This is a genomic window from Sphingobium sp. FW305-3-2-15-F-TSA7, assembly GCF_058787155.1.
The window spans coordinates 1-26,790 of sequence record NZ_JBYSZM010000057.1; the positions used below are offsets into that span (position 1 = coordinate 1).

29 protein-coding genes are annotated in these 26,790 nt (G+C 64.6%); 9 read left to right on the plus strand and 20 right to left on the minus strand.

What is annotated here, in order from left to right:
* The 3 genes from AC3WN8_RS28795 to AC3WN8_RS28805 all read left to right on the plus strand — a co-directional run.
* Positions 1 to 266: hypothetical protein (locus AC3WN8_RS28795; protein ID WP_492672962.1), on the plus strand; the 266-nt coding region annotated here is incomplete at its 5' end.
* Positions 267 to 1,006: 740 nt separating this feature from the next.
* Positions 1,007 to 1,255 (plus strand): hypothetical protein, encoded by a 249-nt coding sequence (locus AC3WN8_RS28800; RefSeq protein ID WP_492672963.1) that lies wholly within the window; start codon positions 1,007 to 1,009, stop codon positions 1,253 to 1,255.
* 38 nt (positions 1,256 to 1,293) lie between these two features.
* Positions 1,294 to 1,956: a transposase gene (locus AC3WN8_RS28805; protein ID WP_492672964.1), complete on the plus strand. Its 663-nt coding sequence runs from the start codon at positions 1,294 to 1,296 to the stop codon at positions 1,954 to 1,956.
* A 674-nt stretch (positions 1,957 to 2,630) separates the two neighbouring features.
* Here AC3WN8_RS28805 and AC3WN8_RS28810 read toward each other — a convergent pair.
* The 3 genes from AC3WN8_RS28810 to AC3WN8_RS28820 all read right to left on the minus strand — a co-directional run bounded on the left by AC3WN8_RS28810 (position 2,631) and on the right by AC3WN8_RS28820 (position 4,494).
* On the minus strand, positions 2,631 to 3,083 hold the full coding sequence (locus AC3WN8_RS28810) for a GFA family protein (protein WP_492672965.1): 453 nt from the start codon (positions 3,081 to 3,083) through the stop codon (positions 2,631 to 2,633).
* 365 nt (positions 3,084 to 3,448) lie between these two features.
* Positions 3,449 to 3,952 (minus strand): glycine zipper 2TM domain-containing protein, encoded by a 504-nt coding sequence (locus AC3WN8_RS28815; protein ID WP_492672966.1) that lies wholly within the window; start codon positions 3,950 to 3,952, stop codon positions 3,449 to 3,451.
* A gap of 218 nt (positions 3,953 to 4,170) precedes the next feature.
* Positions 4,171 to 4,494, minus strand: a complete 324-nt coding sequence (locus AC3WN8_RS28820; protein ID WP_492672967.1) for a PspC domain-containing protein — start codon at positions 4,492 to 4,494, stop codon at positions 4,171 to 4,173.
* A gap of 184 nt (positions 4,495 to 4,678) precedes the next feature.
* Here AC3WN8_RS28820 and AC3WN8_RS28825 point away from each other — a divergent pair, with 184 nt between their 5' ends.
* Positions 4,679 to 5,293: an RNA 2'-phosphotransferase gene (locus AC3WN8_RS28825; protein ID WP_492672968.1), complete on the plus strand. Its 615-nt coding sequence runs from the start codon at positions 4,679 to 4,681 to the stop codon at positions 5,291 to 5,293.
* Between the two features lie 17 nt (positions 5,294 to 5,310).
* On the opposite strand, the gene folP is transcribed toward AC3WN8_RS28825, so the two are convergent.
* The 10 genes from folP to AC3WN8_RS28875 all read right to left on the minus strand — a co-directional run bounded on the left by folP (position 5,311) and on the right by AC3WN8_RS28875 (position 16,027).
* Complete coding sequence (folP, locus tag AC3WN8_RS28830; RefSeq protein ID WP_492672969.1) at positions 5,311 to 6,441, minus strand: dihydropteroate synthase; 1,131 nt, start codon at positions 6,439 to 6,441, stop codon at positions 5,311 to 5,313.
* Complete coding sequence (locus tag AC3WN8_RS28835) at positions 6,438 to 7,550, minus strand: site-specific DNA-methyltransferase (RefSeq protein WP_492672970.1); 1,113 nt, start codon at positions 7,548 to 7,550, stop codon at positions 6,438 to 6,440. The genes folP and AC3WN8_RS28835 overlap by 4 nt, the downstream gene beginning before the upstream one ends.
* A 185-nt stretch (positions 7,551 to 7,735) precedes the next feature.
* Positions 7,736 to 8,305, minus strand: coding sequence for a ribonuclease HII (gene rnhB / locus AC3WN8_RS28840; protein WP_492672971.1), 570 nt, complete (start codon positions 8,303 to 8,305; stop codon positions 7,736 to 7,738).
* Positions 8,302 to 9,057 carry a bifunctional hydroxymethylpyrimidine kinase/phosphomethylpyrimidine kinase gene (gene thiD / locus AC3WN8_RS28845; protein ID WP_492672972.1) on the minus strand — a complete coding sequence of 252 codons (756 nt, stop codon included), beginning with the start codon at positions 9,055 to 9,057 and terminating at the stop codon, positions 8,302 to 8,304. The genes rnhB and thiD overlap by 4 nt, the downstream gene beginning before the upstream one ends.
* Positions 9,054 to 9,281 (minus strand): DUF1272 domain-containing protein, encoded by a 228-nt coding sequence (locus AC3WN8_RS28850; RefSeq protein WP_492672973.1) that lies wholly within the window; start codon positions 9,279 to 9,281, stop codon positions 9,054 to 9,056. The genes thiD and AC3WN8_RS28850 overlap by 4 nt, the downstream gene beginning before the upstream one ends.
* The gene (glmM, locus tag AC3WN8_RS28855; RefSeq protein ID WP_492672974.1) at positions 9,281 to 10,621 is read right to left on the minus strand and encodes a phosphoglucosamine mutase; all 1,341 of its coding nucleotides are present in this window, start codon (positions 10,619 to 10,621) and stop codon (positions 9,281 to 9,283) included. Before glmM ends, AC3WN8_RS28850 begins: the two co-directional genes overlap by 1 nt.
* 60 nt (positions 10,622 to 10,681) lie before the next feature.
* Complete coding sequence (locus tag AC3WN8_RS28860; RefSeq protein ID WP_492672975.1) at positions 10,682 to 11,344, minus strand: NnrU family protein; 663 nt, start codon at positions 11,342 to 11,344, stop codon at positions 10,682 to 10,684.
* A gap of 84 nt (positions 11,345 to 11,428) precedes the next feature.
* On the minus strand, positions 11,429 to 12,667 hold the full coding sequence (locus AC3WN8_RS28865; protein ID WP_492672989.1) for an amidohydrolase family protein: 1,239 nt from the start codon (positions 12,665 to 12,667) through the stop codon (positions 11,429 to 11,431).
* Between the two features lie 149 nt (positions 12,668 to 12,816).
* The gene (locus AC3WN8_RS28870; protein ID WP_492672976.1) at positions 12,817 to 14,235 is read right to left on the minus strand and encodes an amidohydrolase; all 1,419 of its coding nucleotides are present in this window, start codon (positions 14,233 to 14,235) and stop codon (positions 12,817 to 12,819) included.
* Positions 14,222 to 16,027: a peptide MFS transporter gene (locus AC3WN8_RS28875; protein WP_492672977.1), complete on the minus strand. Its 1,806-nt coding sequence runs from the start codon at positions 16,025 to 16,027 to the stop codon at positions 14,222 to 14,224. Before AC3WN8_RS28875 ends, AC3WN8_RS28870 begins: the two co-directional genes overlap by 14 nt.
* A 128-nt stretch (positions 16,028 to 16,155) precedes the next feature.
* Here AC3WN8_RS28875 and AC3WN8_RS28880 point away from each other — a divergent pair, with 128 nt between their 5' ends.
* Both AC3WN8_RS28880 and AC3WN8_RS28885 read left to right on the plus strand, forming a co-directional pair.
* The gene (locus tag AC3WN8_RS28880) at positions 16,156 to 16,743 is read left to right on the plus strand and encodes a nitroreductase family protein (RefSeq protein ID WP_492672978.1); all 588 of its coding nucleotides are present in this window, start codon (positions 16,156 to 16,158) and stop codon (positions 16,741 to 16,743) included.
* Positions 16,744 to 16,781: 38 nt separating this feature from the next.
* Entirely contained in the window at positions 16,782 to 17,138 is a 357-nt protein-coding gene (locus AC3WN8_RS28885; protein ID WP_492672979.1) for a GntR family transcriptional regulator, read from the plus strand.
* Positions 17,139 to 17,269: 131 nt separating this feature from the next.
* On the opposite strand, the gene AC3WN8_RS28890 is transcribed toward AC3WN8_RS28885, so the two are convergent.
* The gene (locus AC3WN8_RS28890) at positions 17,270 to 18,979 is read right to left on the minus strand and encodes an acyl-CoA dehydrogenase family protein (protein WP_492672980.1); all 1,710 of its coding nucleotides are present in this window, start codon (positions 18,977 to 18,979) and stop codon (positions 17,270 to 17,272) included.
* Between the two features lie 48 nt (positions 18,980 to 19,027).
* Here AC3WN8_RS28890 and AC3WN8_RS28895 point away from each other — a divergent pair, with 48 nt between their 5' ends.
* The 3 genes from AC3WN8_RS28895 (at position 19,028) to AC3WN8_RS28905 (ending at position 21,798) form a co-directional block, all read left to right on the plus strand.
* The gene (locus AC3WN8_RS28895) at positions 19,028 to 19,984 is read left to right on the plus strand and encodes an L-threonylcarbamoyladenylate synthase (protein ID WP_492672981.1); all 957 of its coding nucleotides are present in this window, start codon (positions 19,028 to 19,030) and stop codon (positions 19,982 to 19,984) included.
* Between the two features lie 221 nt (positions 19,985 to 20,205).
* Positions 20,206 to 20,937, plus strand: a complete 732-nt coding sequence (gene aqpZ / locus AC3WN8_RS28900) for an aquaporin Z (RefSeq protein ID WP_492672982.1) — start codon at positions 20,206 to 20,208, stop codon at positions 20,935 to 20,937.
* Positions 20,938 to 21,186: 249 nt separating this feature from the next.
* Entirely contained in the window at positions 21,187 to 21,798 is a 612-nt protein-coding gene (locus tag AC3WN8_RS28905; protein ID WP_492672983.1) for a GyrI-like domain-containing protein, read from the plus strand.
* Between the two features lie 134 nt (positions 21,799 to 21,932).
* Here the strand turns inward: AC3WN8_RS28905 and AC3WN8_RS28910 are convergent, their stop codons facing one another.
* From AC3WN8_RS28910 to AC3WN8_RS28935, 6 genes are all read right to left on the minus strand, one after another.
* Positions 21,933 to 22,187, minus strand: coding sequence for a hypothetical protein (locus tag AC3WN8_RS28910; RefSeq protein ID WP_492672984.1), 255 nt, complete (start codon positions 22,185 to 22,187; stop codon positions 21,933 to 21,935).
* Between the two features lie 53 nt (positions 22,188 to 22,240).
* Complete coding sequence (galU, locus tag AC3WN8_RS28915; RefSeq protein ID WP_492672985.1) at positions 22,241 to 23,107, minus strand: UTP--glucose-1-phosphate uridylyltransferase GalU; 867 nt, start codon at positions 23,105 to 23,107, stop codon at positions 22,241 to 22,243.
* A gap of 217 nt (positions 23,108 to 23,324) precedes the next feature.
* Positions 23,325 to 23,873: a peptide-methionine (S)-S-oxide reductase MsrA gene (gene msrA / locus AC3WN8_RS28920; RefSeq protein WP_492672986.1), complete on the minus strand. Its 549-nt coding sequence runs from the start codon at positions 23,871 to 23,873 to the stop codon at positions 23,325 to 23,327.
* A gap of 55 nt (positions 23,874 to 23,928) precedes the next feature.
* The gene (locus tag AC3WN8_RS28925) at positions 23,929 to 24,792 is read right to left on the minus strand and encodes a M48 family metalloprotease (protein WP_492672987.1); all 864 of its coding nucleotides are present in this window, start codon (positions 24,790 to 24,792) and stop codon (positions 23,929 to 23,931) included.
* A gap of 1 nt (position 24,793) precedes the next feature.
* Positions 24,794 to 26,272 carry a glycerol kinase GlpK gene (glpK, locus tag AC3WN8_RS28930; protein WP_492672990.1) on the minus strand — a complete coding sequence of 493 codons (1,479 nt, stop codon included), beginning with the start codon at positions 26,270 to 26,272 and terminating at the stop codon, positions 24,794 to 24,796.
* Positions 26,272 to 26,790 (minus strand): endonuclease domain-containing protein (locus tag AC3WN8_RS28935; protein WP_492672988.1); only part of this gene is annotated, 519 nt, incomplete at its 5' end. The genes glpK and AC3WN8_RS28935, both read right to left, overlap by 1 nt.

Here is a 26,790-nt window from a genome sequence, read left to right on the forward strand (position 1 = left end):
GCGCCAGCGACTGGCGCTGGTCGAGCGTTCACGCTCAACTCGGCCAGGATGATGGAATCACAGAGACATTACCGATCTGCGAACGCTTTCCCGACTTCGCCGCCCTGCTTGCCGCCGGCGAGGACGAAGCCATGTCGATGCGCCTGCGCCGCGCAGAAACCATCGGACGACCGATCGGCGACGCGGCGTTCCTCAGGCGCCTTGAGGTCGAAAACGGACGCAGCTTCATCCCTGCAAAGCGCGGGCCGAAGCCGCGTGGGAATTAAGTGCACTGTCACCGTAATTCCAGTTTCGTCATCCGCGGGATTGGCTGGTGCGGCTTTGGGGGCGGGGGCGTCAAGTGGTGGTGAGGGTGATATTGTCGTTACTGGTCCTCCTAAATCTGTTAGGGATCAAGCAAATCTATATGCAACTGCAATGTCCAACGAGAGGATGATCCTGTACTGGATGCTGATAGCGCGATCGGGGTTCTCGTTTGAGAAAACGATTGAGAAGTTTGGAATGTCTAAGTTAAACTCAGCTTTTATGGGGCCTTTGGTTGGAGCAGCTTTAGAGAACAGGATTGAGAATTTTATGAAGAATACATTCTACGCCGAAGCCCTTGCCTACAATCGCCTTGGACTCAAGATACCCAATCCGACTCCGATGCAAAATACTCCCTGGGGCCGTGTACGAAGCTTTCCATATGGCGACTAGGCTATGCAAATGGAGACAGACATGCTGAGTAGCCGCGATTTGAAGTATGGCACGTTATTTGCGTTGACCGCAGTAACAATCTACCTTGTTGTGTCGTATTTATTTTTTAGCTTCCATGTATCTAGCTTTGTACTTGTTTCAGTTTTGTTATTTTACTTCTCGGCGGGCATGGCTCGAGCACGCCGAACGAAGAACGATAACGAAGAAATTTAGAGAATTCTGGAGATATGGCGTAATTGAGGTAGTCGTCGTCCTGTTTTGGTGCGGATTCGCCTCTCGGCGCTCCAGGGAATTACGGTGACGAATTACGGTGACCTGGGACGGCGGCTTCTATGTGACGTATGACAATGACGTGGCCGGTAACGTGACCGCGATCCGGGAGAATGGCGCCGCATCGGGCATTGGCGTGCTGGCGACTTTTTCATACGACAATCTTGGTCGCCGCACCGGCATCGCGCGAGGCAATGGGACAAGCACCAGCTACACCTTCGATCCCGTATCGCGGTTGTCTTCGCTGGCACAGGACTTCATTACGGTGACACGTGCAAAAACCCCTTAACTCTTGACGGCCGCCTCGATCGCTGACACTCTCCCGCCATGGCTCGCCTTCCACGCATCGTCCTTCCCGGCATCCCGCACCATGTGACGCAGCGCGGTAACCGGCGCGAGACGACCTTCTTCGAGGACGGTGACTATGCGCTCTACCTCGATCTCCTGGCCGATGCGGCGGGGCGGTCGGGGGTGGAGATCTGGTCCTACTGCCTGATGCCTAATCATGTGCACCTGATTGCGGTGCCCTCGGACGAGGACGGGCTGCGCCGCACCTTCCGCCATGTCCATCGGCATTATACCGGCTACATCAATGCGCGCCTGCGCGTGACGGGGCATTTATGGCAGGGGCGGTTCTCTTCGGTCGCGATGGACGAACCACATCTCATTCACGCCTTGCGCTACGTCGCCCTCAATCCGGTGCGGGCACGCCTTGTCTCAAGCGCCGAGCAATGGCGTTGGTCGAGTGTTCGAGCGCATCTGGATGGCGCCGATGATCATGTCGTTCGTGTGGCCCCGGCGCTGGAGCGCGTCGGCGATTTCGCGGCCTTTCTGGGTGAACCGTTCGACCAGGCCATGAGCTATGCCGCGCTCCGCAAGGCCGAGAGCATCGGCCGACCGGTTGGCTCGGCCGAATGGCTGCAGGATATGGAGGCAAATACGGGACTGGCTCTCAAACCCAAAAAGCGTGGACCGAAGCCGCGCATTTAGGGGTTACTGCACGTGTCACCGAGACAAACCGCGTGATGATTAAGCGCACTGTCACCGTTACTCCCCAACAGAGGTAGCCATGATCGAAGCTGCGGTAGTTCTGCTGTTCGTATACCTATCTGCTCGACTACAAGAATGGCGGACAGGTTATCGTCCTCCCAATGATGATGACCTATTGCTCATCAGGGACGCTACGCCGTTGAAGCTCTTCATAGTGAGGAATAACCGAATTCTTCGACTGTTGTCTCTTCTGGCCTTGTCACTCTCCGTATACGTCCTCGCGTTCTCTGGGGCGGATGTGGCCTTGAAGGCTTTGTGCGTGGGGCTGATAGTTCTGGCATTGGCGGGATATGGGAGCGCTGTCTCGTGGCTCTTCTTTGCCAATGATCGCGGTCGAAAGTAGTGGCGCAGCGGCTCTGTCGCTTCCTTCTCATACGGTCCTGCTGATTGGAGGCGATGGTCGCGGTGTCGCAAAGCCGACGGCCCCGCAAAATGGAGATGGTCCGTGCAAATCCTCCCCCCTGTCGAGCGCGCGCTGGACCAGAGGCAGGCGCAGCAGCACGACGCCAAGCCAGCTTTGGCGGCGACGATGATGCTATATGCTCAACGCCTATGGCTGGGATGTCTCCAGCAGCAACGCCTTCACCTATCTTTCGACTCAGATGGATCAAACTCTAGGACCGCGCGGCATATTCCGCGACCAGCCCCTCATAGGCCTCCATCGGCGGGAAGCTTTCATAGCTGTGGACCGCGCCGGTTTCCGCCCAGGGCAGTTTCTCGCTCGTGAAGGTCTCGATGAAGGGGCTGACCCAGCTGGTGTCGGCCAGCATGGTCGGGCGGATGTTGACGAACCAGTCCATGCCCTCGGGCCTGGTGAACAGCCAGCTCATGCAATGGCCACAGAAGTGATGTGCGCTGGGGCCGTGGATGCCGCCGATCACCGTCTCGCCGCGCGTGACGGAGAATGCGGCGCTGGGGATCGCGGCGGACAGCGAATAGGCGCTGGAACTCATCCGCTGGCAGCCAGTGCAATGACAGGCCATGGTCAGCAGCGGCGGCGCGCTGATCGTGAAAGCCACCGCGCCGCAGCGGCATTCCCCCTCGATCGGCAGCGTCGGTTTGCTCATGGCAGTCTCCCTGATCCTAGCGCCGGGACTCGCCCCCGCACCGCGCGATCCGGTTAGCCCATTCTGGCGGTGGGGACGAGAGATTCGCGGCTCGACTCACCCTTCCCGCATTGTCATTCCCGCATAGGCGCGCTGCTGTCCGGGATCTTCGTTTGGCGAGCGTTTGGCGAGCGTTACGCGAGCTCAGCCCCCCCCTCGATCGTCATTGCGAGGAGCGTAGCCACGAAGCAATCCAGCGGTTGATGCATCACTGGATTGCCGCGCTTCGCTCGCAATGACGGTGGAGAGGGCGGTGGGGACGAGAGATTCGCCCTTGCATCGTCATTCCCGCCTTCGCGGGAATGACAAAAAATAGGCTGAAAGGCTCAGCGGCAGCGGATGTCGCTATTCTGTTCGACCGAGCGGCCGAGCAGTGCACCGAGCGCGCCGCCGATCAGCGTTCCGCCCGTCCGGCGGCGGCCGCCATCGACGACGTTGCCGAGCAGGCCGCCCGCGGCCGCGCCGACGATCAGGCCGGTCGTGCCGTCGGTGCGCTTGCAATAATAGCGTCCGTCAGACCCGCGATAGACTTCGTCGTTCGAACTCAGCCGCCGTTCGGTATAGCGCGGATCGTCGCGATAATGGCGCGAGGCGTCGTAATCGGTAGCGTAGCGATCGTCGTCGTAGCGCGAACCGCCACGATAGCCGCTGCGATCGCGGTCGCGCGCTTCGTAATAATATTCGCGTTCGCGCTGATAACGATCCGATTCAGCCTGATAGCGCGCCTGCGCGGCATCCCAGCGTTCCTGATCGGCGCGGGATTGCGCCAGTGCGGGGGCGGCGATGCCGGCGGCCAGCGTTGCGGCGAGAATGATGAAACTGGTCTTCACGGTCTGTCTCCAATCCGGACGGATAGCGTTCCGAAGGTCCGCATGGTTCCGTCCCGACGGCTGAACCGGCGTTGAACCGCGGCCGATACGCGTGCGCCGAAGCGCCACGGCGCGACATATGCGCGCCGCATCGCCCGATACAAAAAGGCCCGCCCCTGCCTGGGCAGGGACGGGCAAATTGCGGGCGATGCTGGGAACCATCGCACCATGAACGGAGATCAGGCCGCGATCGGCAGAATCTCCGTATCCGTATTCCGGGCTGGCGCACGTGGTGCAGCCAGCATCGCGGGCGCCGCGACATCGCCGCTCGCATCGGCCTGCGCCGCGGTCCGGCGCGCGGTGGGGAAGAGCCAGCGCGACAGCGCGATGGCGACGCCGGCGGCGGCATAGGAGCTCAGGATAAGGACGGGATTCCAGAGCAGCAGCACGGCAAGCGTGATGCGCAGAAAGAGCGGATTGAAGCCGAAATCCTCGCCGAGCGCTTCGCAGACACCGAACATCGTGTCGTTGCGGGCGAAGAGGGACTGGGGTGCGCTTTCCATCGACTGACTCCATTGTCGGGCGGGAGGAACGATCCAGCCCCGTTGCCAGTCCCTCAGCACAGACCGTGCCAGAATCGCGAAAACCAGGTTTTTCGGCACTTCGCGCCGATAAAAGCGCAGGCACCAGCTTTCGAATGAAAGATGAATCGCCAATAGTTGGGAAATATCACCACTTCGACGTGGGATGGGCGACCATGTTCATTGTCAGCAGCGATTGCATGGGAGGACGATCGAGCTGTATTGCGCCACCATCATGACCAACGATGTCCGCGTTTCGAAGATGCTCTCGCTGTGGCTGCGGCACAAGCCGGAGGCCGCCGATCTCACACTCGATCCGCAGGGTTGGACCGAGGTCGACGCCGTCCTGCGCGCGCTGGACAGCGCCGGTGCCGGCTGCGACTGGCAGCGCCTGCTGACGATCATCGAGGAGAGCGACAAGCAACGCTTCGAACTGTCGGCGGACGCCGCGCAAATCCGGGCGCGGCAGGGCCATTCGGTGAGCGTGGAGCTCGACTGGCCGGAAACCACGCCACCAGATTTTCTGTATCACGGCACGGTCGAGCGCACTCTTCCGGCGATCCTCGCCGAAGGCCTGAAGCCGATGCGCCGCCACCATGTCCACCTCTCACCCGATATCGAGACGGCGCGGCGCGTCGGAGCGCGACGTGGGGCGCCGGTCATTCTCGCCATCCAGGCAGCAGCGCTGCATGCCACGGGGCAGCCCTTTCTGCTGACATCCAACCAGGTCTGGCTGACCGCGAGCGTGCCACCCCAATATATCGAGACACTCACCGGCTGAGCCGGCACTGCGACGCTCTACAGCCGCGGCATCATCGCCGCATCGCGCATGCCGCGCCACACCCGCAGCGCCTGCACGGTTTCCGCGACATCATGGACGCGCAGCATCTGCGCGCCGAGATCGGCGCCGCGCAGCGCCAGCGCGATCGATCCGGCGAGGCGCTTGTCCGCCGGGGCCTCGCCCGACAGCGCGCCGATCATGCGCTTGCGGCTGACGCCGAGCATCAGCGGGCAGCCCAGCCCCTGGAACAGCGCGAGCGCGTTGATGAGTTGCAGGTTGATCTGAACGGTCTTGCCGAAACCGATGCCCGGATCGACCAGGATCCTCTCGCGCGCCACGCCGCCGGCGACGACGGCATCGATCCGCGCTTCAAGCCAGTCGTAGATCTCGATCACCGCGTCGGCATAGCGATGTTCGCCATGGCCGCCGCCCTTGGGATCGGGCGAATGCATCAGCACCACCGGGCAGCCGGCCTTCGCCACCACTTCCAGCGCGCGATCGTCCCAGAGCAGAGCCGCGACGTCGTTGACCATATGCGCGCCGGCCTCGATCGCGGCCTCCATCACCGCGGCCTTGCGCGTGTCGATCGAGACCGCAGTGCCGGCAAGCGAGAGCCGTTCGATTGCGGGTACGACGCGTGCGATCTCGTCCCCTTCCCACACCGCGTCCGCACCGGGGCGCGTGGATTCGCCGCCGACATCGATCAGCGCGGCGCCGGCGGCCGCCATCGCAACCCCCGCGCCGGCGGCACCCGCCGGATCGTCGACATGCGCCCCGCCGTCGGAGAAGCTGTCGGGCGTCATGTTGAGGATGCCCGCCACTTGCGGCTGGTCGAAACGGATCACCCGCTCACCCAGCGACAGCGGCGCACGCGGCGCCGTCAGCCGCGCGCGGAATGCCGTGGCATTTTCAGCCAGTGCGCCGGGCAGCGCCGCGATCGCGTCGGCGATTCCGGCGACGGGCAATTGCGTTTCGAAAACGCGGAAACCACCCTCGACCACGATCAGCTCATAGGCCGCAAACCAGCTCAGCCCGCCCGCCAGCCGATCGACCCGTCCGTCGAGCCCGACGGGGCTGTCGACGAACTGGATCGGACGCAGATATGATTTCGCGCCGCTCCCCAATCTGGGGAGCCCGGCGATCGTCACGGCTGCGTGGCCAACAGGTAAGTCTGGCGCAGCGTGTCGATCGGCTTCAGCCCGTCGCCATCCTGATAATGCCAGAAGGTCCAGCCGTTGCATGAGGGCGCGCCCTGGAGCGTCGCGCCGAGCTTATGGATCGATCCGCTCTCACCGCCGGACTCAAGCGATCCGTCGACACGCACCTTCGCCTCCCAGCGACGGCGCAGATCGGTGAGCACGGTACCCGGCTTGAGCATGCCGTTTTCGACCAGCAGGCCGAACGCGACCTTGGGCTGTCCGCGCGGCGACTGCATCGTCACCACCGCGGATTCGTCGAGCGGCAGGGCCGCCGCGATCCGCTCCTGCGCGGCCTCGATATACAGGCCCTCACGATCGATGCCGATCCAGCGCCGGCCGAGCCGCTTGGCGACGGCACCGGTGGTGCCGGTACCGAAAAAGGGATCGAGCACGACATCGCCCGGCTTGGTGCAGGCCAGCAGGATCCGGTAAAGCAGCGCCTCCGGCTTCTGCGTCGGATGGACCTTGGTGCCGCCTTTCTTCAGCCGCTCCTGACCGCCACAGATCGGGAATTCCCAATCGGAGCGCATCTGCAGTTCGTCGTTCAGCGTCTTCATCGCGCGATAGTTGAAGGTGTAGCGCGCCTTTTCGCCCTTCGACGCCCAGATCAGCGTCTCATGCGCGTTGGTGAAGCGCGTGCCCTTGAAATTGGGCATCGGGTTCGACTTGCGCCAGATGATGTCGTTGAGGATCCAATAGCCCGCATCCTGCACGGCGGTGCCGACGCGGAAGATATTGTGATAGCTGCCGATCACCCAGAGCGTGCCGTCGTCCTTCAGAATGCGGCGCGCTTCCTTCAGCCAGGCGCGGGTGAACCCGTCATAGGCGGCGAAGGTGTCGAACTTGTCCCAATCGTCGTCGACCGCATCGACCTGACTGCCGTCGGGGCGATACAGGTCGCCGCCGAGCTGGAGATTGTACGGCGGATCCGCGAAGATCATGTCCACCGACTTGTCGGGCAGGCCGCGCATATGCTCGACACAATCGCCCTTCAGGATCCGATCCAGCGGCAGCTCCACAGCTGCCACATTGTGCCTGATCCGTTCGATAACCCCCATGAAAACCCCGCTTGAATTGTTCGAGCGGCGGACCCTGAGTCTTCACGAGTCCGCCGTCAAGCAAAGGTTGGTTAACAAATTCTTTCAAGAGCGGATCAAGGGTGGAGAACGAAACGAGTCCCCCACAGCATCTAGGTTTCACGCGAAGGGCGCGACTCAAGCGCTTGTGGTGTGACAAAAAAGACTCAAAGCGTCATCGAAAGCTGAGAAATCGGTGCGAAGGACCGGCGATGGAGCGGCGTGGGTCCCAATCGGCGCAATGCATCGAGATGCTGGGGGGCGCCATAGCCCTTGTTCGATGCCCAGCCATAGCCGGGAAAGCGCGCATCGGCCTCCACCATCATGCGGTCGCGCGTCACCTTGGCGATGATCGACGCAGCCGAGATGCTCGGCTCGAGCGCGTCGCCGCCGACAATCGCCCGCGACCGGTAACGCCATTTGGGACAACGATTGCCGTCGACCAATATCTCGACCGGTTCCCCCCCCAGCGCGACGCAAAGCTGGTCGGCGGCGCGCGTCATCGCGAGCATCGTCGCCCAGAGGATGTTGATCTCGTCGATTTCCTCGACGGTCGCGATGCCGACGCCGACGACGCAGCGTTCGGAAATCGTCGCGAACAGCGCCTCGCGACGCAGGGCAGTCAGCTTCTTGCTGTCGTCCACGCCCGGCACGCCATCGGGGCACAAGATGACGGCGGCGGCCACCACCGGCCCGGCCAGAGGGCCCCGCCCCGCTTCGTCGACTCCCGCGATCATGGATCGAGCCTTACCGCGTGGTGGCCCATCGGGCCATGCCCCGCGCCGAGCCCCGGCGCCGCCCGCAGCGCCGCCCGGACGAACCGGCGCGCGCGGGCGATCGCGGGCTCCAGCGCAAGCCCCTGCGCCAGTCCGGTCGCGATCGCGCTGGCGAGCGTGCATCCGGTACCGTGGCTATGCCGCGTTTCGATGCGCGGATCGCTCCAGCGCGCAATCTCTCCATCCGCACCGAGCAGCCGATCGACCACGACATCGCCGGGCAGGTCGCCGCCCTTGGCAAGCACCGCGACCGCAAAATCGCGCGCGATGCGGTCGCCGCCCAGTGCGGCCAGCTCGGGCGCATTGGGCGTGACCAGTGTCGCAATCCGCATCAGCCGGCCGAACGCCGCGATCGTCGCGTCATCCGCCAGCACCGATCCGCTGGTCGCGATCATCACCGGATCGAAGACGATGGGCACGCCCGCCAGCCGTTCGAGACGCTCGGCCACTGCCGCCGCCGTCTCGGCCGACCCGATCATGCCGATCTTGACCGCATCGACGCCGATATCGTCGATCACCGCGTCCATCTGAGCGATCACCATCTCCGCGGGCACGGGATGGACGCCGGTGACGCCCAGCGTGTTCTGCGCGGTGATCGCGGTGATCGCCGTCATCGCATGGGCACCCAGCATCGTGACGGTCTTGATATCCGCCTGGATACCCGCACCACCGCCCGAATCCGAACCCGCAATGATCAGGATACGCGCGGTCACGCCTTGTGCTTCCGCTCCGTCGAGGCCGGATATTTCTCCAGCAGATGCGCGGCGCGCGTCGGGCGCGGCTGCAAGTCGCCACCACAATTGGGGCAGCGGCCACCGAGCGGCCCGGTGACGCAATCGGTGCAGAAAGTGCATTCGAACGAGCAGATATGCGCGTCGCCCGCATTGGGCGGCAGATCGCGACCGCAACGTTCGCAATCGGGGCGCATCGCGAGCATCAGGCGGCGGCCGTCTTCACCGCGTCGCAGATGCGATCCACCACCGCCTCCACCTGAGCGGCGTCATCACCCTCCGCCATGACGCGGATGACGGGTTCGGTGCCCGACGGGCGAATGACCAGCCGGCCCTTGCCCTCAAGCTCCGCCTCCGCGCCCGCGATCACCGCCTGGACGTTGGCATCCTCGAGCGGTTTGCCGCCCGCGAAACGCACATTCTTAAGCAATTGCGGCACGGGTTCGAACAGGCGCAGCAATTCACTGGCCGGTTTTCCCGATTCGACCAGTTCGGCGAGGATCTGCAGCGCCGCGACCAGGCCGTCGCCGGTGGTGGCATAGTCGCTCAGGATGATGTGGCCGGACTGCTCGCCGCCGACATTGAAACCCGCCGCACGCATCCGTTCGAGCACATGGCGGTCGCCCACCTTGGTCCGCTCCAGCGTCAGTCCCTGTGCATTCAGATAACGCTCCAGCCCGAGATTGGACATCACGGTGGCGACGACACCGTCGCCGGTCAGCTTGCCGGCGCGCGCGAAGCTGGTGCCGATCAGCGCCATCAACTGGTCGCCGTCGATGATCGTCCCCGCTTCGTCGACGACGATCAGCCGGTCAGCGTCGCCATCGAGCGCGATGCCGATATCCGCGCCCGACGCCACCACCGCTTCCTGCAGCGTATGCGGCGCGGTCGACCCGCAATTGTGATTGATGTTGAGCCCGTTGGGTTCCACCCCGATCGCGATCAATTCCGCGCCCAGTTCCCACAAGGCGGAGGGGGCGACCGCATAGGCGGCGCCATTGGCGCAATCGACGACGATCTTGAGCCCGTCGAGCCGCAGATGATCGGGAAAGGTCGATTTGGCGAAATGGATATAGCGGCCGCGCGCATCCTCGACGCGGCGGGCGCGGCCGATTTCGGCGGAAGGGGCAAGCCGCGCGGGCGCCTCGATCAGCGCCTCGATCGCCGCTTCATCTTCATCGGACAGCTTGTAGCCATCGGGGCCGAACAGCTTGATCCCGTTGTCGGCAAAGGGATTGTGGCTGGCGGAGATCATCACGCCCAGATCGGCGCGCATGGACCGAACGAGCATCGCCACCGCCGGCGTCGGCATCGGCCCAACCTGCACCACGTCCATGCCAACGCTGGTGAAGCCCGCGACCAGCGCCGATTCCATCATATAGCCGGAAACGCGCGTATCCTTGCCGATGACGACGCGGTGCTTATGGTCGCCGCGCAGGAAATGCGCGCCCGCGGCCATGCCGACCTTCATCGCGATCTCCGCGGTCAGCGGCCATTCGTTGGTCCGTCCGCGAATGCCGTCGGTGCCGAAGAATCTGCGAGTCACTGGCCTGGCTTCCCTATACGCGATTCGAACGTGAGTTGTCCGGGTAGCTTCCGCACGGCGCTAACGCCAGAGGCCGACCGCCATGCCGCCCAGCGGGCCATGCGCCCAGGTCGCAACCAGCCAGAGCAGGACACCGCCGGCGACCACCGGCCAGCGCGGCCACATCGCGCCCAGCGCCGACCGGCCGGCAAAGGGGACAAAAGCGGTCCGCGCCACCCAGCCGCGCCAGTTCGCGCCCATCAGCCTGGCTTTCTTCACATCCTGTCCCGCCGCACCGCCCAGAGCGAGAATGAGGATCGCGGCGGTCAGCACGAGATTGGCGGGCGTCGACCACATCCAGCCATGGATCAGCGCCCATAATGCGAAGGACCACATCATCGGGTGCCGCGTGATCGCGAATACTCCGCGCGGTGCCCAGTCGGTCACCCTGGCCTCGGGCATCGCAGGATTGCCGACCAGCGATCCGGCGAACAGGATCGCGGCGAACAGCATCACCAGCGATGCGAGCACCCACCCCCAGCCGGGCGGCGCCCAGAGCGGCGCCTCTGGCGGAACCGCGCGATAGGCGATCACCATCCAGGCGAAACAGGCGAGCGCGACCAGCGAATAGAGCCCCATGAATGGCCGTGCGCCCAGCCGCGCGACCAGCGATGCACGCAACGGATGCGAGAGCAGGAAATGGCTTCCCACAAACGCGACGCACGCGGCGATCAGGGAAGCCATCGGGGTCATGCGGGCCGGCCGTTCACGACAGCCCCTCCCCCGACACGGGAGAGAGTCCGTCGCAGCAAGAGGGCCGATAGTGGATCACCGCTCATAAGCCTTGGGAAGCGGCCCTTCCGTCGGCGTCCTGTAGCGATCCCTGAGCTTGGTCTGGCGCGTCTCCATCGGCTGTTCGACACCGTCGATCCAGACGCGCTCGGGCGCGCTCGACAGTTCGAGCGGGTCGCCGTTCCACAGCACGACATCGCCGCGACGGCCGGCGCGCAGCGATCCGATCTCGCTGCCCATGCCGACCGCTTCGGCCGGCGCGGAGGTGATCGTGGCGAAGGCTGCGCCCCAATCCAGCCCGGCGGCACCCGGCACTTTGCCGAGCGCGACGAGATTGCCCGCATATTGGGTCGACCGGAATGCCATGCGCGATTCATCGTCGCCGATCATGCCCATCGAGACCTTCACGCCCGCCGCCTTCATCCGGCCGATATTGGACTGGGTGGCGGCAAGGGTCTCGAAGCTGTCGGGCAGATCGTTCAATGCGGAGGCGATGACGGGCACGCCCGCCGCCGCGATCTCGCGCGCGACGGTCCAGCCCTCGACGACGCCGACCAGCACCAGCTTCAACGCCGGGAATTCGCGGCGGAGGCCCAGTACGGCGAGGATGTCGCTGCCGCGCTCGACATGGACGAGCAGCGGCATCGTGCCGTTGACGACCGCCACCAGCGCCGCCGCGTCGGCACGCGGCAGGATCGCGTCCTTGCTGTTGCCGTCATAGCCCGCCGGATTGCGCGCATAGGCCTGTGCAGCCTGGAGCGACGAGCGGAACTGGAGGAAAGCCGCGGGACGGCTGCCGCCCGCTTCGCGCGCGCCGGTTTCGCCGAACTCGACGAACTGGAAGGCCTGCGATTTCGTCACCGCATTCATATCCGCGCCCAGGTCGATCACCGCGCCCTGCCCTGCGAACATCGTGGCGCCCGTCCCCGGCGAGACGACCGCGCGGGTCACGCCCTCGACCCGGTTGATCGCGATCGGCGTTGCGCGCGGATTGACCGCCGGCGTGATGTCGATCGCGGCGGACCAGATGCTGCTGCTGGCGGCGACATCGCTGGTCTGGCTGACGCCATCGACCTCGACAATGCCCATCCGCGTGAAGCCCGCGACGATGCCGGGCGTCACCCATTTGCCGGTGGCGTCGATCACCTGTGCGCCGGCAGGGACCGCGACATTGGCGCCGGCCGCGACGACGCGGCCATTGGCGACGATCACCGTGCCGCGCTCGATCGGCGCGGTGCCGTCACCGATCGCGACGGTTCCGCCGGTGATCGCCATGGTCTGCGCCGCCACTGGGGTGGCGATCAGTGCGGCCAGAACGCCAACCACCGTTCGTGTCGAGCGAAGTCGAGACACTTTGGAGCTCGCACCAGCGTCCCTCGACTTCGCTCGGGACAAACGGAGCTGGAGTGGGAGAGTGAACCTGTTCATTTCACGTCTCCTTCGCCGATCTGGCCCAGTTCGAAATCGCTCACCGGTCGCCGTTTCGGATCACTCGCATCGTACATCAGCGCACCGTCGATCCAGATCCGATCGGGCCGGGTATAGACGCTGAACGGATTGCCGTTCCACAGCACGACATCGGCATTCTTGCCCTGCTTCAGGCTACCGGTGACGTCGCCGATCCCCATGGCCTTCGCCGGATTCCAGCTCAACCAGGTCCAGGCCACTTCGTCGGAGATCTGGATGCCCATGCGCCGGCCGTCGGCGAGCGCCTTGGCCGCTTCCTGGTTCAGGCGCTGGATACCGTTGGCGTCGTCCGAATGGACGATCGTGCACGCGCCGGCATTATGGACCAGCGGGATATTCTCCTTGATGGCGTCGTAGGATTCCATCTTGAACCCGTACCAGTCGGCCCACATCGCGGCGCAAATGCCGTTTTCGCGCAGCAGGTCGGCGATCTTGTAGGCCTCCACCGCATGGTGGAAGGTCGAAACCTTATAACCGAATTCCTTCGACATATCGATGACGAACGCCATCTCGTCGGCGCGATAGCAATGGTTGTGGACCAGGATCTTGCCGTCGAGCACATCGGCCAGCGTGTCCATCGACGGATCGCGCGGCTGTGCCTCGCCCTTGTCGCGCTTGCGCTTATATTCCGCCGCCCGCATCCAGGTGTGGCGGTTGACCGCCATATTGCCCATCCGGGTGGAGGGCAGCTGGTTGCGGCTGCCATAGACGCGCTTGGGATTCTCGCCGCAGGCCATCTTCAGGCCCTGCGGCGCGCCGGGGAATTTCATCTGCTGGACGGTGCGGCCCGGCACATTCTTGAGCACGACCGAGCGGCCGCCGAACAGGTTCGCCGATCCCGGCAGAATCTGAAGCGCGGTGACGCCGCCATTGGCGAGCGCGCGGCTGAAGCCGGGATCCTGCGGCCAGACGCTGTGTTCGGCCCAGACCTGTGGCGTGACCGCGCTGGTCGCCTCATTGCCGTCCGAATTGGCCTGCACGCCCGGCGAGGGATAGTCGCCGAGATGGCTGTGGATATCGATGATGCCCGGGGTCACCCATTTGCCGCGACCGTCGATCACCATCACATCGGCCGGGATCGGCGTGTCCGGCCCGCCGATCGACGTCACCTTGCCGCCCGACAGGAAGACGGTGCCATTCTCGATCCGGCCACCCTCGCCATCGAATATGGTCGCGCCGCGGATGACGGTGGCGGCGCCCGGATAGGCTTTGTAGGTCGACGGATAGGGATCGGCGACCGGCTTTGCCGACGCCGCGGCTGGCGCAGACCGATCGCTCACGGGCTTGTCGCTCGCGGTTGCTGGCGGCTCGGACGCCCCACAGGCCGCGAGCAGGATCGTCGCAGAAAGAACATTCAGTCGTTTATTGAACACCATGCATCCATTTCTTGATGAGGGGTGACAGGATAAGGAGGAAGATGCCGATACCGGCGGACCAGAGGCCGATCATCCAGAACACGCCGACATAGGTGTCGAGGCTGACCTTGAGATTGGTCACCTGACCACCGACCGTGTCGACGCTGGCGACCTGTGCGACGATGCCGGCGACATATTGCGCGACCGAGATCGACAGGAACCAGACGCCCATCATCAGCCCGACGACCCGCGCGATCGACAGCTTGGTGATCATCGACAGGCCGACCGGAGAGATGCACAGTTCCGCGATCGAATGGATGAGATAGAGACCCGCGAGCCACCAGATTCCCACCTGGAATCCATCATCGGCAAAGCTCGTGCCCCATACCAGCAGCAGGAAGCCGGCGCCGACGCCCATCAGCGCCACCCCGAACTTCACCGGAATGCTCGGCTCGATCCCGCGCGCGGCGAGCTGGGTCCAGAGGATGCCCAGCACCGGCGCGAAAATGACGATGAAGAGCGGATTGAAGAACTGGGTCTGCGGCGCCGAGATGCTGAACAGGCCGAACACGCTGAGATCGGTGTTGCGATCGGCAAACAGGGTCAGCGACGAGCCGGCCTGTTCGAACAGGGTCCAGAACACCACGTTGAACACGATGAGGATCATCGCGACGAACATCATCTGGAATTCGGCCTTGCTGCCCTTGAGCCATGACCAGATCAGGATGCCGGGCACCGCGATCAGGAAGGTGCCGAACAGCAATTTGCCCATCAGCGGCAGTGAAAGGACATAGCCGACAATGCCTGCTCCCGGCTCCGGCGCGGACGCGGCCATCAGGTTGGTGAAGAGGAAATAGAAGAGCGGCACAACCAGGATCGCGCAGGCATAGATCGTCAGCGAACGATCCTTCACGCCCGCCGGCGGTTCGCCATAGCCGGCGAGCCGGCCGCCATCGAACTGCATGAGCATCCACGAACAGAACATGCCCGCCGCCGCCAGCCCGAAGCCCGCCCACCAGCCGAACGCGACCGCGAGGAACGGACATAGGAGCTGCGAGAAGAGCGAGCCGAGATTGATCCCCATATAGAAGATGGTGAAGCCCGCGTCGCGCCGGCGATCCCCCTTCTCGTAAAGCTCGCCGACCATGGTGGAGATGTTGGGCTTGAAGAAACCGTTGCCGACCGAGACCATCGACAGCGCGATCAGCATGATCATCACATAGAGGGGGCTGCGATCGCCGCCGGATTCGAAACCGCCCTTGGGCACGGTGCGCTCGACCGCGCCGCTTTCGCCGAGCAGCGAGACGGTACCGTCCTCATTACCCCGGATGACGAGCTTGCGGTTCTGGTCGACGAGATACTGGACTTCGCTGCCGCCGGCCGGGCGATCGACCTGCACTTCGTAGCGCTGGCCGTCGATATTGGCATAGGGTTTCGCGGTTTCGCCGCCGAAGCAGAGCAGCAGATAACCGAGCGACATGATGATCGCGCCGAATTTCACCGCGCGTTTCGAACCGAGATACTGGTCGGCCAGATAACCGCCGATCAGCGGGGTGAGGTAGACCAGCGCGGTATAGCCGCCATAGAGCCCGGTCGCCTCGCGGTCGCTGAACAGGAAGTGCTGCGTCAGATACAGGGTGAGCAGCGCGCGCATGCCGTAAAAGCCGAAGCGTTCCCACGCCTCTGTGCTGAACATGCGGGCAAGCTGGCGCGGATGCCCGAACCAGGTGCCGGTCTGTCGGTGGAGCTCGACTTTCGTCGGGTCCATCGGCGCCGCGCCCGGTTCGACGGGGTCGTCGTTGATGGTGGTCATGTGTTCAGGCGCTCCCCCTTCAGAGCGGACAAGCCGGTGGACCCCGGCGCGATTGGCGCGCAGCCTAGCGCCGAAATCTCCGCTGTGAAGAGATTGTTGCATCTGACACAGCCTGTTACGGGGCGATCATGTTCAACGATCGCTCCTCCCTTCTCTCCCACCTCGCAACCCGCCGCTCGGGCAAGCCCCGCGACATGGTCGCGCCTGGCCCGAGCGACGAAGAGCTCGCCGCGATCGTCGATCTCGCCGCGCGTACGCCCGATCACGGCAAGCTGGCGCCATGGCGTTTCGTGAGCGTAGCGGCGGATCAGCGTGAGGCGCTGGCGACCGTCATCGTCTCAGCCTATCGCGCCGAACGGCCCGAGGCAGGTCGGCTGGAGATCGAGGCGATGGAGCAATATGCACGCCAGGCGCCGTCGCTAGTCGTCGCTTTGTTCTGTCCGCGCGAATCGGCGACGATCCCGGCCTGGGAACAGGAATTGTCGGCGGGGGCCGCGTGCATGAACCTGCTCCATGCCGTCCATGCCCATGGTTATGTCGGCGGCTGGCTGACCGGCTGGCCCGCCTATAGCGAAGCGGTTCGCGACGCGTTTGGCGCGTTCCCTGAGCGAATCGCGGGCTTCCTGTTCATCGGATCGCCCTCCCGCCCGCTCGAGGAGCGCCCTCGCCCGGTGCCCGGCGGGGCGCTGACGCGCTGGACTCCGCCGCACGATTGAAGCGTTGCCATTTTCGCGTCTTTGTGTATTATATCAGCATGACAGCGATTAACGGCGACGACACCCCGGTTTACCTGAAGCTGAGGGGCATGATTTCAGCGATGATCCTCGACGGCGACTATGTCGAGGGTGACCAGCTTCCGTCGGTCCGTTCGTTCGCCGCCGAACATGGCGCCAACCCGCTGACCGTCGCCAAGGCGTATCAGAGCCTGCAGGATCGCGGCTTCGTCACCGTCCGCCGCGGCGTCGGCATGTTCGTGGCCGAAGGCGCGCTTGAACGGCTGCGCGACGAGGAACGCGACAGCTTCCTCAACCAGCTCTGGCCTCGCATCCGCCAGCATATCGACCGCCTCGGCCTGCGCGCATCGGACTTGCTGGAACGCACCGAGGCCTGATTTCGACTAATTGGGAAACTGTCGCTCCAGCGCAAGGTGGAGCCCATGCAACACGTCAAACATCATCAGCGTTCGACCATCGTATGGACCCCAGCTTTCGCTGGGGTGACGTGGTAAGATGTAGCGCGAACTCAGGCCGCGAACGCCGCCGCGTCCACCGTGTAGAGCATCTCCGCACCGGCCACCGCCGACGCCTTCAGCCCCGATGCTTCCGGCACGATCTGCGCGACGAAATAGCGTGCCGCCGTCTGCTTCATCGCCAGGAATGCCGGATCCCCTTCCACGCCCCCGGCAATACGGGCCTGGCGTTCCATCAACCAGCCGCCAACCGCGACCGACAGCATCGTCAGGAAGGGATAGCTGCCCGCCAGCCGATCGTCAGCGCCCGAGCGCGCCAAATGTTCGGCAACCGTCTCGACATCATCGATCAGCGTGCGCAGCCCGGAATCCTGCGCCTCGGCGCGCATGTCTGCGATCAGCGACGCCAGTGGCGCGCCGCCGCCAAGGCCCAGCTTGCGCCCGACGAGATCGGCCGCCTGGATGCCGTTGGTGCCCTCATAGATCGGCGCGATGCGGATATCGCGATAATGCTGGGCCGCACCGGTTTCCTCGATGAAACCCATGCCGCCATGCACCTGGACCCCCAGTGACGCGACCTCGCAGCCGACATCGGTGCCCCATGCCTTGGCGAGCGGGGTCAGCACGTCGAGCCGGTCGCGCGCATCGGCATCGCCGAGATGCGCACGGTCGAGCTGGCCGAATGCGTAATAGACCAGCGCCCGCGCGCCCTGGGTCAGCGCCTTCATGCGCAGCAGCATCCGCCGCACATCGGGATGCTCGATGATCGCCACCGGATCGCGCGTCGCCCCGCCCGCGCGCGCGGACTGGATACGGTCCATCGCATAGCCCACCGCCTGCTGCGTCGCGCGCTCGGCGATCTGGATGCCCTGAAGACCGACATTGAGACGGGCATTGTTCATCATCACGAACATCGCCGCCATGCCGCCAAATTCGGGGCCGATCAGCTCACCGAGGCAATCGTCATTGTCGCCATAGCTCAAGACGCAGGTGGGTGAGGCATGGATGCCCATCTTGTGCTCGATCGAGACGCAGCGAATGTCGTTATGCGTTCCATCCGCGCGCACCTTGGGCACGATGAACAGCGAGATGCCGCGCGTGCCCGCAGGGGCACCCGGGGTCCGCGCCAGCACGAGATGGACGATATTGTCGGTCAGGTCGTGCTCGCCAAAGGTGATGAAGATCTTGGTGCCCTTGATCCGGTACAGCCCGTCGCCGGTGGGGGTCGCGGTCGTCCGCAGCGCGCCGACGTCGGAGCCCGCCTGCGGCTCGGTCAGGTTCATCGTGCCGTTCCACTCGCCGGTGATCAGCTTGGCGAGATAGGCATCGCGCTGCGCGTCGGTGCCGGTCGAGATCAGCGACTCGATCGCCGCGGGCGTGAGCATGTTGATGAGCGAGAAGCCCATATTCGCAGTGCCGAGATCCTCCATGATCACGGTGCCGAGCACATTGGGCAGCCCCTGCCCGCCATAGGCTTCCGGCCCGCTGATGCTGCCCCAGCCGCCCTCGACGAATGCCTGATAGGCTTCGCGGAAACCCGGAGGCATGGTGACCTTGCCATCTGCCCAGCGCGCGCCGATTTCATCGCCCACGCGGTTGAGCGGCGCATATTCGCCCGCCGCGAATGCCCCCGCCCCCTCCAGGATCGCATCGACCATGTCGGGCGTCGCCGCGGCGTAGCGCGCATCCGCCGCCAGCTCGTCGATGCGGACCACATGATCGAGGACGAAACGCTGCTCGGAGATGGGGGGTGTATAGCTCATCGGACATCCGCTCTTGCCTGTGTGTGGCGCGCGCTATAGCGCCGGGTTGTGACCGGCTCAAACCCGCCATTCGACACATGCGTCCGCCCCTACGGCAAGGCCGCGATCGACGAGGCCGCGGAGCTCATCCTCCGGGGACTTCCCGTCGCGATTCCGACCGAGACGGTCTATGGCCTCGCCGCCGATTCGACCGACAGCCAGGCAGTCGCACGGATCTACGAAGCCAAGGGGCGGCCAAGCTTCAATCCGCTGATCGTCCATGTCGCCGATCGCGCAGCGGCGGAGGCACTCGTCGAATTCGGGCCCGTCGCGCACCGGCTCGCGCTCGCCTTCTGGCCGGGGCCGCTGACCATGGTGCTGCCGCGCCGTGCCGATTGCCCGGTCGCGTCGCTCGCCACCGCCGGGCTCGCCACCATCGCGATCCGCTGCCCCGCCCATGAAGCGATGCAGGCGCTGCTGGCGGCGACAGGGAAACCGCTGGCCGCGCCCTCGGCCAATGCCAGCGGCCGGATCAGCCCGACACGCGCCGAGCATGTACTGGCCAGCCTCGACGGCCGCATCCCGCTGATCGTCGATGCCGGTGCGACGCGACGTGGACTGGAATCGACGATCGTCGCGCCCGAGACCGACCGGATCCGCCTGCTTCGCCCCGGCCCGATCGCGGCCGAAGATATCGCCGAAGCCGCCGGCCTGCCGGTCGGGCTGGCCGGTTCGGGCGCGATCGAGGCCCCCGGCCAATTGGCGAGCCATTATGCGCCGTCCAAGCCGGTCCGGCTGAACGCAGACACGGCACGACCGAGCGAGTGGCTGATCGGCTTCGGTGCGGTGATGGGCGATGCGACACTTTCGGCGGCCGGCGATCTCTCCGAAGCGGCGGCAGCTTTGTTCGATCTGCTCCACCAGGCCGACGCCTCGGGCGCGGCATCGATCGCGGTCGCACCCGTTCCCGACACCGGCCTGGGCCGTGCGATCAACGACCGGCTGGCGCGCGCGGCGGTTCGGTAAGACTGCGCTCCACTCTTAACACCGCTCGTCCTGAGCTTGTCGAAGGACTGCTTTTCTTCGGCACCGGAGCAAAGGAAGGACAGGGACTTCGACAAGCTCAGTCCCAACGGTGTTTCAGAAGTTTTCAGCAAGCCCCCCCAACCGCGCCACCTTTACGCAGCCGTAACCAAGGTCCAGACTTCGGCGTCCTCGAAAGGGGGGACTCGAAGCGGGAGACGATTATGACTATCGTACAACGTGGAATCGCGGAATTTCTCGGGACTTTCTGGCTGGTGTTCGGCGGATGCGGCAGCGCGGTATTTGCTGCGGCATTCCCCGAACTCGGCATCGGCTTTGTCGGTGTTTCCCTGGCCTTCGGCCTCACCGTGCTCACCATGGCCTATACGGTCGGCCATATTTCGGGCTGCCATCTCAATCCGGCGGTAACCATCGGATTGTGGGCGGGCGGTCGTTTCCCGGTCGCGGATATCCCGGCCTATGTCGTCGCCCAGGTGCTCGGCGCCGTCGCGGCCGCCTTCACCCTCTATGTCATCGCAAGCGGCGCGCCGGGCTATGACCTGGCCGTCAACGGACTGGCCGCCAACGGTTTCGGCGAGCATTCGCCGGGCAAATATGCGCTCGAATCGGGTCTGCTCATCGAGTTGCTGCTGACCTTCTTCTTCCTGCTGGTGATCATGGGGTCGACCGACAGCCGTGCACCCGCCGGCTTCGCGCCGATCGCGATCGGCCTGACGCTGACCCTGATCCACCTGATCAGCATCCCGATCACCAACACCTCGGTCAATCCGGCACGCAGCACCGGCCCCGCGCTCGTCCAGGGCGGCTGGGCCCTCCAGCAGCTCTGGCTGTTCTGGGCGGCGCCGATCGTCGGCGCTGCATTGGGAGGCTTCGTCTACAAGACGTTGGGCGCCGACGCGACCAAGCGTCCGCCGGTCGAAGGCGCGCCTTTGTAAGACAAGCCCTATCCGCTCGGATCAAGGGACGTTTTGACGGAGGGGTGGCAATGCTGCCGCCCCTCCGGAAACCTTCGAGCGCCACCTGCCCGCCCTCTCTTGCCGATGGGTGGTTTTTTTACGTCCACTGATCATCATGCTGACACGATCAAGCCGCTGCATCAGCTACTCCTGGCGACGAGAAGGCTTGCGACAAGCCTGATACCAAGGTGCAGGGATGCTGATGCATCCGAATGCCAGGAAAGATAAATGGAAAAGCTGGATCTGAAGAAAGCCAGGAAGGCGCTGTTCACGGCTCCCCTCAACCGGTTCATCCCGATCGACGTACCGCGGGTCCGGTACCTGATGGTCGATGGCCATGGCGACCCGAACACAGCAGCGGCTTACACACAGGCCGTCGAGAGCCTTTATACGACGGCCTACACGATCAAGTTCGCGTGCAAGGCCCAGGGGAAGGATTTCGTCGTGGCGCCGCTGGAGGGGCTTTGGTCGGCGCGCGACCCCGAAAGCTTCACCGCCCGGCGCAAGGACGAATGGGACTGGACGATGATGATCATGGTGCCCGACCATGTGGATGACGAAACATTCCAGGCAAGCAGGATCCGGGCGCAGGAGAAGCTCGGCACACTGCCCGAAAGCCTGAGGCTGGAGAGCCTGGAGGAAGGCCTCTGCCTCCAGGCATTGCATCTGGGCAGCTATGACGACGAAGGGCCGCTGCTCGCGACATTGCACGGTGAGGTCATGGTCTCGGGCGGCTACGGCTTCGCAGGCCGTCATCATGAAATCTATCTCAGCGACCCTCGCAAGGTGCCGCCCGAAAAGCTCAAGACCCTGATCCGCCAGCCTGTGCGAAAGAGGTGAACGCCGCGACTTACGGATGTTCCCGCTTCATGGATTCAACCTGGAGTTTGATCCATCCGAGTCGAAGCCCCCGTAGATTGTCATTCCCGCGTGCGCGGGAATGACAAGATGAGCTGATCGAGCTGGATCAAACTCTAATAAGGCTCGTCATCGGAATCACGCACTCGTTTGCGGGCTTCCTTTTCGCGCTTGCGAGCCTCACGGCCCTCACGTTCCTCCTGTTTGCGGATTTCGCGGCCGCGCTTTTCATCGGCTTCCGACTGGCTGGTGGTGACGGCATCGACGCCGGCGCCGACCGCCTTGACCGGCAGGGTGACGATATCGACCGCGGTACGGGCGATACAACCGCCCAGCGCCAACGGTAAAAGGGCGACGATAGCGACCCGCATGCCCGAACTCCTTTACGCGAAGACCGGCTCATACAGGATTTGCCGGGGACGCGCTATCGCGCGAACAGCTTTTCGCCGAACGCCCGCACCGCCGGGCCGATATCCTCGCGTTCCATCGCCAGCGCCATATTGGCGTGGATATAACCGGCCTTGTCGCCGCAATCGAAGCGCCGGCCGGAAAAGGTGACGCCGTGGAAAGGCTGGCTGCCGATCATCGCGGCCATCGCGTCGGTCAGCTGGATCTCGCCCCCCGCACCCTTTTCCTGATGCTCGAGCACGCGCATCACTTCGGGCTGGAGGATATAGCGGCCGATCACCGACAGGTTCGAAGGCGACGTGCCCTGTTTCGGCTTCTCGACCAGCCCCTTCACTTCGGTCAGCGCGCCGTCGCGCTCGCCCGGCGTGATGATGCCGTAAAGATGGGTCTGATCGTCGGGCACGATCTGCGCGCAGATCAGATTGCCGCCCGTCCGCTCATAGGCGTCGACCATCTGCTTGAGGCAGCCGGGACTGCCGACCATGAAATCGTCGGCGAGCAGGACCGCGAAGGGCTCGTCATCGACGATGTCGCGCGCGCACCACACCGCATGGCCGAGCCCCATCGGCTCCTGCTGGCGGACATAGGCGACCGCGCCGGGCTTGAGCCGGGTGCGGTGGAGCAATTCGATCGACTTGCCGCGATCGCGCATCGTCGTCTCGAGTTCATAGGCGATGTCGAAATGATCCTCGATCGCGGACTTGCCGCGCCCGGTGACGAAGATCATCTGCTCGATCCCGGCCTCGATCGCCTCGTCGACGGCATATTGGATCAGCGGCCGATCAACCACGGGCAGCATTTCCTTGGGCAATGCCTTGGTCGCGGGAAGGAAGCGGGTGCCGAGCCCCCCCACCGGGAAGACCGCCTTGCGAACACGTTTCATTGGGATGCCCCCGTACCGTTACTGGCCGCGCTTTGATGTGTCGCCCAGTCGAAGTCAAACGCGCTGCGGTCAATCGCGCGCGCGATCGTTCGAACCGATTCCGATGAAAAATCTCGGGCGCTACTTACCCTGCGGCCGCGAAAACAGACCGTCCCGCATGCCGTCGACAATGCGTCATGATATCCCGGTCAATTCAACGCATGGGCCATGAATGACGTCAGGACGTCGCCTCTTCGCTCTTGAGCCGATCCGCGTAACTCTTGCGGAACTTGCGGAGCTTGGGTGCGACCACTGCCATGCAATAGGGATTTTTCGATCCTTCACGGACGAAATATTCCTGGTGGTAATCCTCGGCCGGATACCATGTGGCCAGCGGCTCGATCGTCGTCACGATCGGATCGGGCCAGTCCGCCTGCGCGCGCACGATGGCGGCGCGGGCCGCGGCCTCCTGCTCGGGCGAATGCGGAAAGATCGCCGAGCGATATTGCGTGCCGATGTCGTTGCCCTGGCGGTTGAGCTGCGACGGATCATGAACGTGGAAAAAGATGTCGAGCAGGTCGTCATAACCGATGACCTCGGGATCGAAATGGATGCGGATCGCCTCGGCATGGCCGGTATTGCCGCTGCACACCTGCTGATAGGTCGGGTTGACCGTATCGCCGCCGATATAGCCGCTTTCGACGGCAGAAATGCCGATCACATCGTCGAACACCGCTTCGACGCACCAGAAGCAGCCACCCGCAAGCGTCGCGACGTCCTGAGCCATGTCCATTCTCCCATGCTGTAAGCGCCCAAGATAGGAAGGCCGGGGCGATCCGCAATCACCGCCCCTCGATCCGTGCGACCTCCGCATTCAGCATATCCACGCGGCGACGGCCGTTGAGATGGGTGGCGTCGGCGAAAATGCCGTAACCATGCTTCTTTTCGAAGCGCCCCCAGAATTCCGCCGCCGCCGCCATGCGATAGCCCGCGTCGCGCATCAGGACGAGCGACAGCCGGTCCGCCTCGATCTCGGTGGCGCGGATCTTCGCGGCATTCTTCCCGATGCGGCCGAATAGTCCGCGCGAGACGCCCTGCGCGTCGAGCACGGCGCGATGACCGAGGATATTGTGCGCCAGTTCGTGCGCGACGATCGCCGCCAGTTCGTCGTCATTGGCGAATTCGGCGAACATGCCTTGCGAGATCCGGACATATTGCCCGTCCGCGCCGGCATTCAGCCCTTTGGTGTTGGACACCACGAAGCGCGTCGCACAGGCCGGAACACCGGTCAGGCCGACCGAAACGCTCGCCTCGCCACGCCTGATCGCCAGCGTCGCGCCTCCCCGCGACAGTGCACCATCGAGCTGGTCGAGCGCGGCCCGCATCCAGTCGGCGGCTTGCTTGTAAGCCGGATCGTCGAGCGTGGGCGTGGCGACACCGTCGATCGACAGGATGAGATCGTCGGGCACGACACCCGCAAGCGCCGCCGGCGAGCCGGGCAGCACGGCCACCACACTGGGATGTGACGCCCCGGCCTGCATGCCGAGCAACAACCCGGTCGCGGGCATGTGCCGCGTGCAACGCTCAACATTGGCGATGGCGAGATCGTAACCGACCTTCGCGACGCGAACATCCTGCGCTCGCTCGATATCGGCCGGCGCAGGCGATGCCGCGAGCAGCAGGCCGAGGATGGCGGCAATCCCCATCTCAGGCGCCCGCGAGCACCGCTTTCATCGCGACCGACCAGCCCGCCAGCCGCGCGGCACGGACCGATCCGTCGATCGCGGGCGCGAAGCGCGTCACCGCACCGCGCATCGCCGCCGCTTCGCGCAGCGATCCGAACAGGCCGGCGCCGACCCCGGCCAGCATCGCCGCGCCCATCGCGGTGGTCTCGGCAAATGCCGGGCGCTCCACCGTCAGGTCGAGCATGTCGGACAGATCCTGCGCCATCCAGTCATTGGCGACCATGCCGCCGTCGATGCGCAATTCCTGCCAGTCATAGCCGTCGGCGGCAAAGGCGCCCTTGAGGTCGCTGGTCTGGTGCGCCATCGCCTCCAGCGCGGCGCGGATGATATGCGCGCGGCCGGTGGAAAAGCTCAGTCCCGTGATCGCGGCGCGCGCGCCAGGCTCCCAATGCGGCGCACCAAGCCCCGACAACGCGGGCACCAGATAGACCCCGCCATTGTCGGCGACCGAGCGCGCCAGCGGCTCGCTTTCGGGGGCCGAAGCGATCAGGCGCAGTTCGTCGCGCAGCCATTGGATCAGGCTGCCGGCGACGAACACCGAGCCTTCGAGCGCGTAGTGACGCTCACCCGAAACCTGCCAGCAGATGGTGGAGAGCAGCCGGTGCCGCGATTGCGGCAGGGTGCGGCCGGTGTTCGAAAGCACGAAGGCGCCGGTGCCAAAAGTCGCCTTGGTCTGGCCGGGATCGAGACAGCCCTGGCCGATCGTCGCGGCCTGCTGATCCCCCGCCATGCCGGTGATCGGAATCGCCGCGCCGAACAGGGCGGCGTCGGTGGTCGCGATCGGCCCCGCGCAATCGACGATCTCGGGCAGGATGTGGCGCGGCACCCCGAACAGGTCGAGCAGGCCGTCGTCCCAGCCGCTGGCGCCGATCGCCATCAGCGCGGTGCGCGAGGCATTGGTCGCATCGCTGACATGCGCCCCGCCGGTCAGTTTGAAGACCAGCCAGCTTTCGACCGTGCCGACCATCAGATCGTCGCCCGCGTCGCGGAGCTGCGGCCAGTTCTGAAGCGCCCAGCCGATCTTGCTGCCCGAGAAATAGGGATCGAGCAGCAATCCGGTCTTGGCCTGGACAACGGGCTCGTGCCCCGCATCCTTGAGGGTACGACAGATCTCGGCGGTCCGCCGATCCTGCCAGACGATCGCGGGCGCCAGCGGCTCGCCCGTCCGCCGGTTCCAGAAGACCACAGTCTCGCGCTGGTTGGTGATGCCGATCCCGGCCACTGCTCCCGGCCCGCCCGCCTTCGCCACCATCTCGCGCGCGCAGTCCAAGGTCAGCGCCCAGATTTCGGCGGCGTCATGCTCGACCAGCCCGGGTGCGGGATAATGCTGCGTCAAAGGCCGCTGCGCGCTCCCCAGCGCGCGCCCCTCGGGATCGAACAGCATCGCGCGGGTGGATGTCGTGCCTTCGTCGATGACGAGGATCTTGTCGGCGGAACTCATCACGCTCCCTCTCCCCCTTCAGGGGGAGCGCTGCGCGGTGCCGAGGTGCGAAATGCACCCGGCATTTCGCAGATCGTGCCGGGGGCACGATCGACCTCTGCATCGCGCTGCGCTGGCTGGGGAGAGGGGGGAGTCGGGGCAGGAAGAGGCGCCGGATCATGCCCCAATGTAATCAGGATCGCCTGGGTCACGCCCTCAGCATTGTGCATCACATCCGCATTGGTGAACCGCAGCACGCGATACCCTTTCGCTTCCAGAAACACTGTCCGTGCGCCATCATATCGCTCGCGGCCAGGATGACTATCTCCATCCAACTCGACGATCAGCCTTTCGGCGCGAGCCGCGAGGTCGGCAACATAGGGATCTACGACTAGCTGGCGTACGAACTTCACGCCAATGCGTTTACCGCGGAGGATACTCCACAGTGCGGCTTCAGGCGGAGTTTGCTGCGTTCGAAGTGCTTTCGCGCGAGCGCGGGTTTCGGTGTGTCGTTTCAGGACTCCCCCTCTCCCCAACCC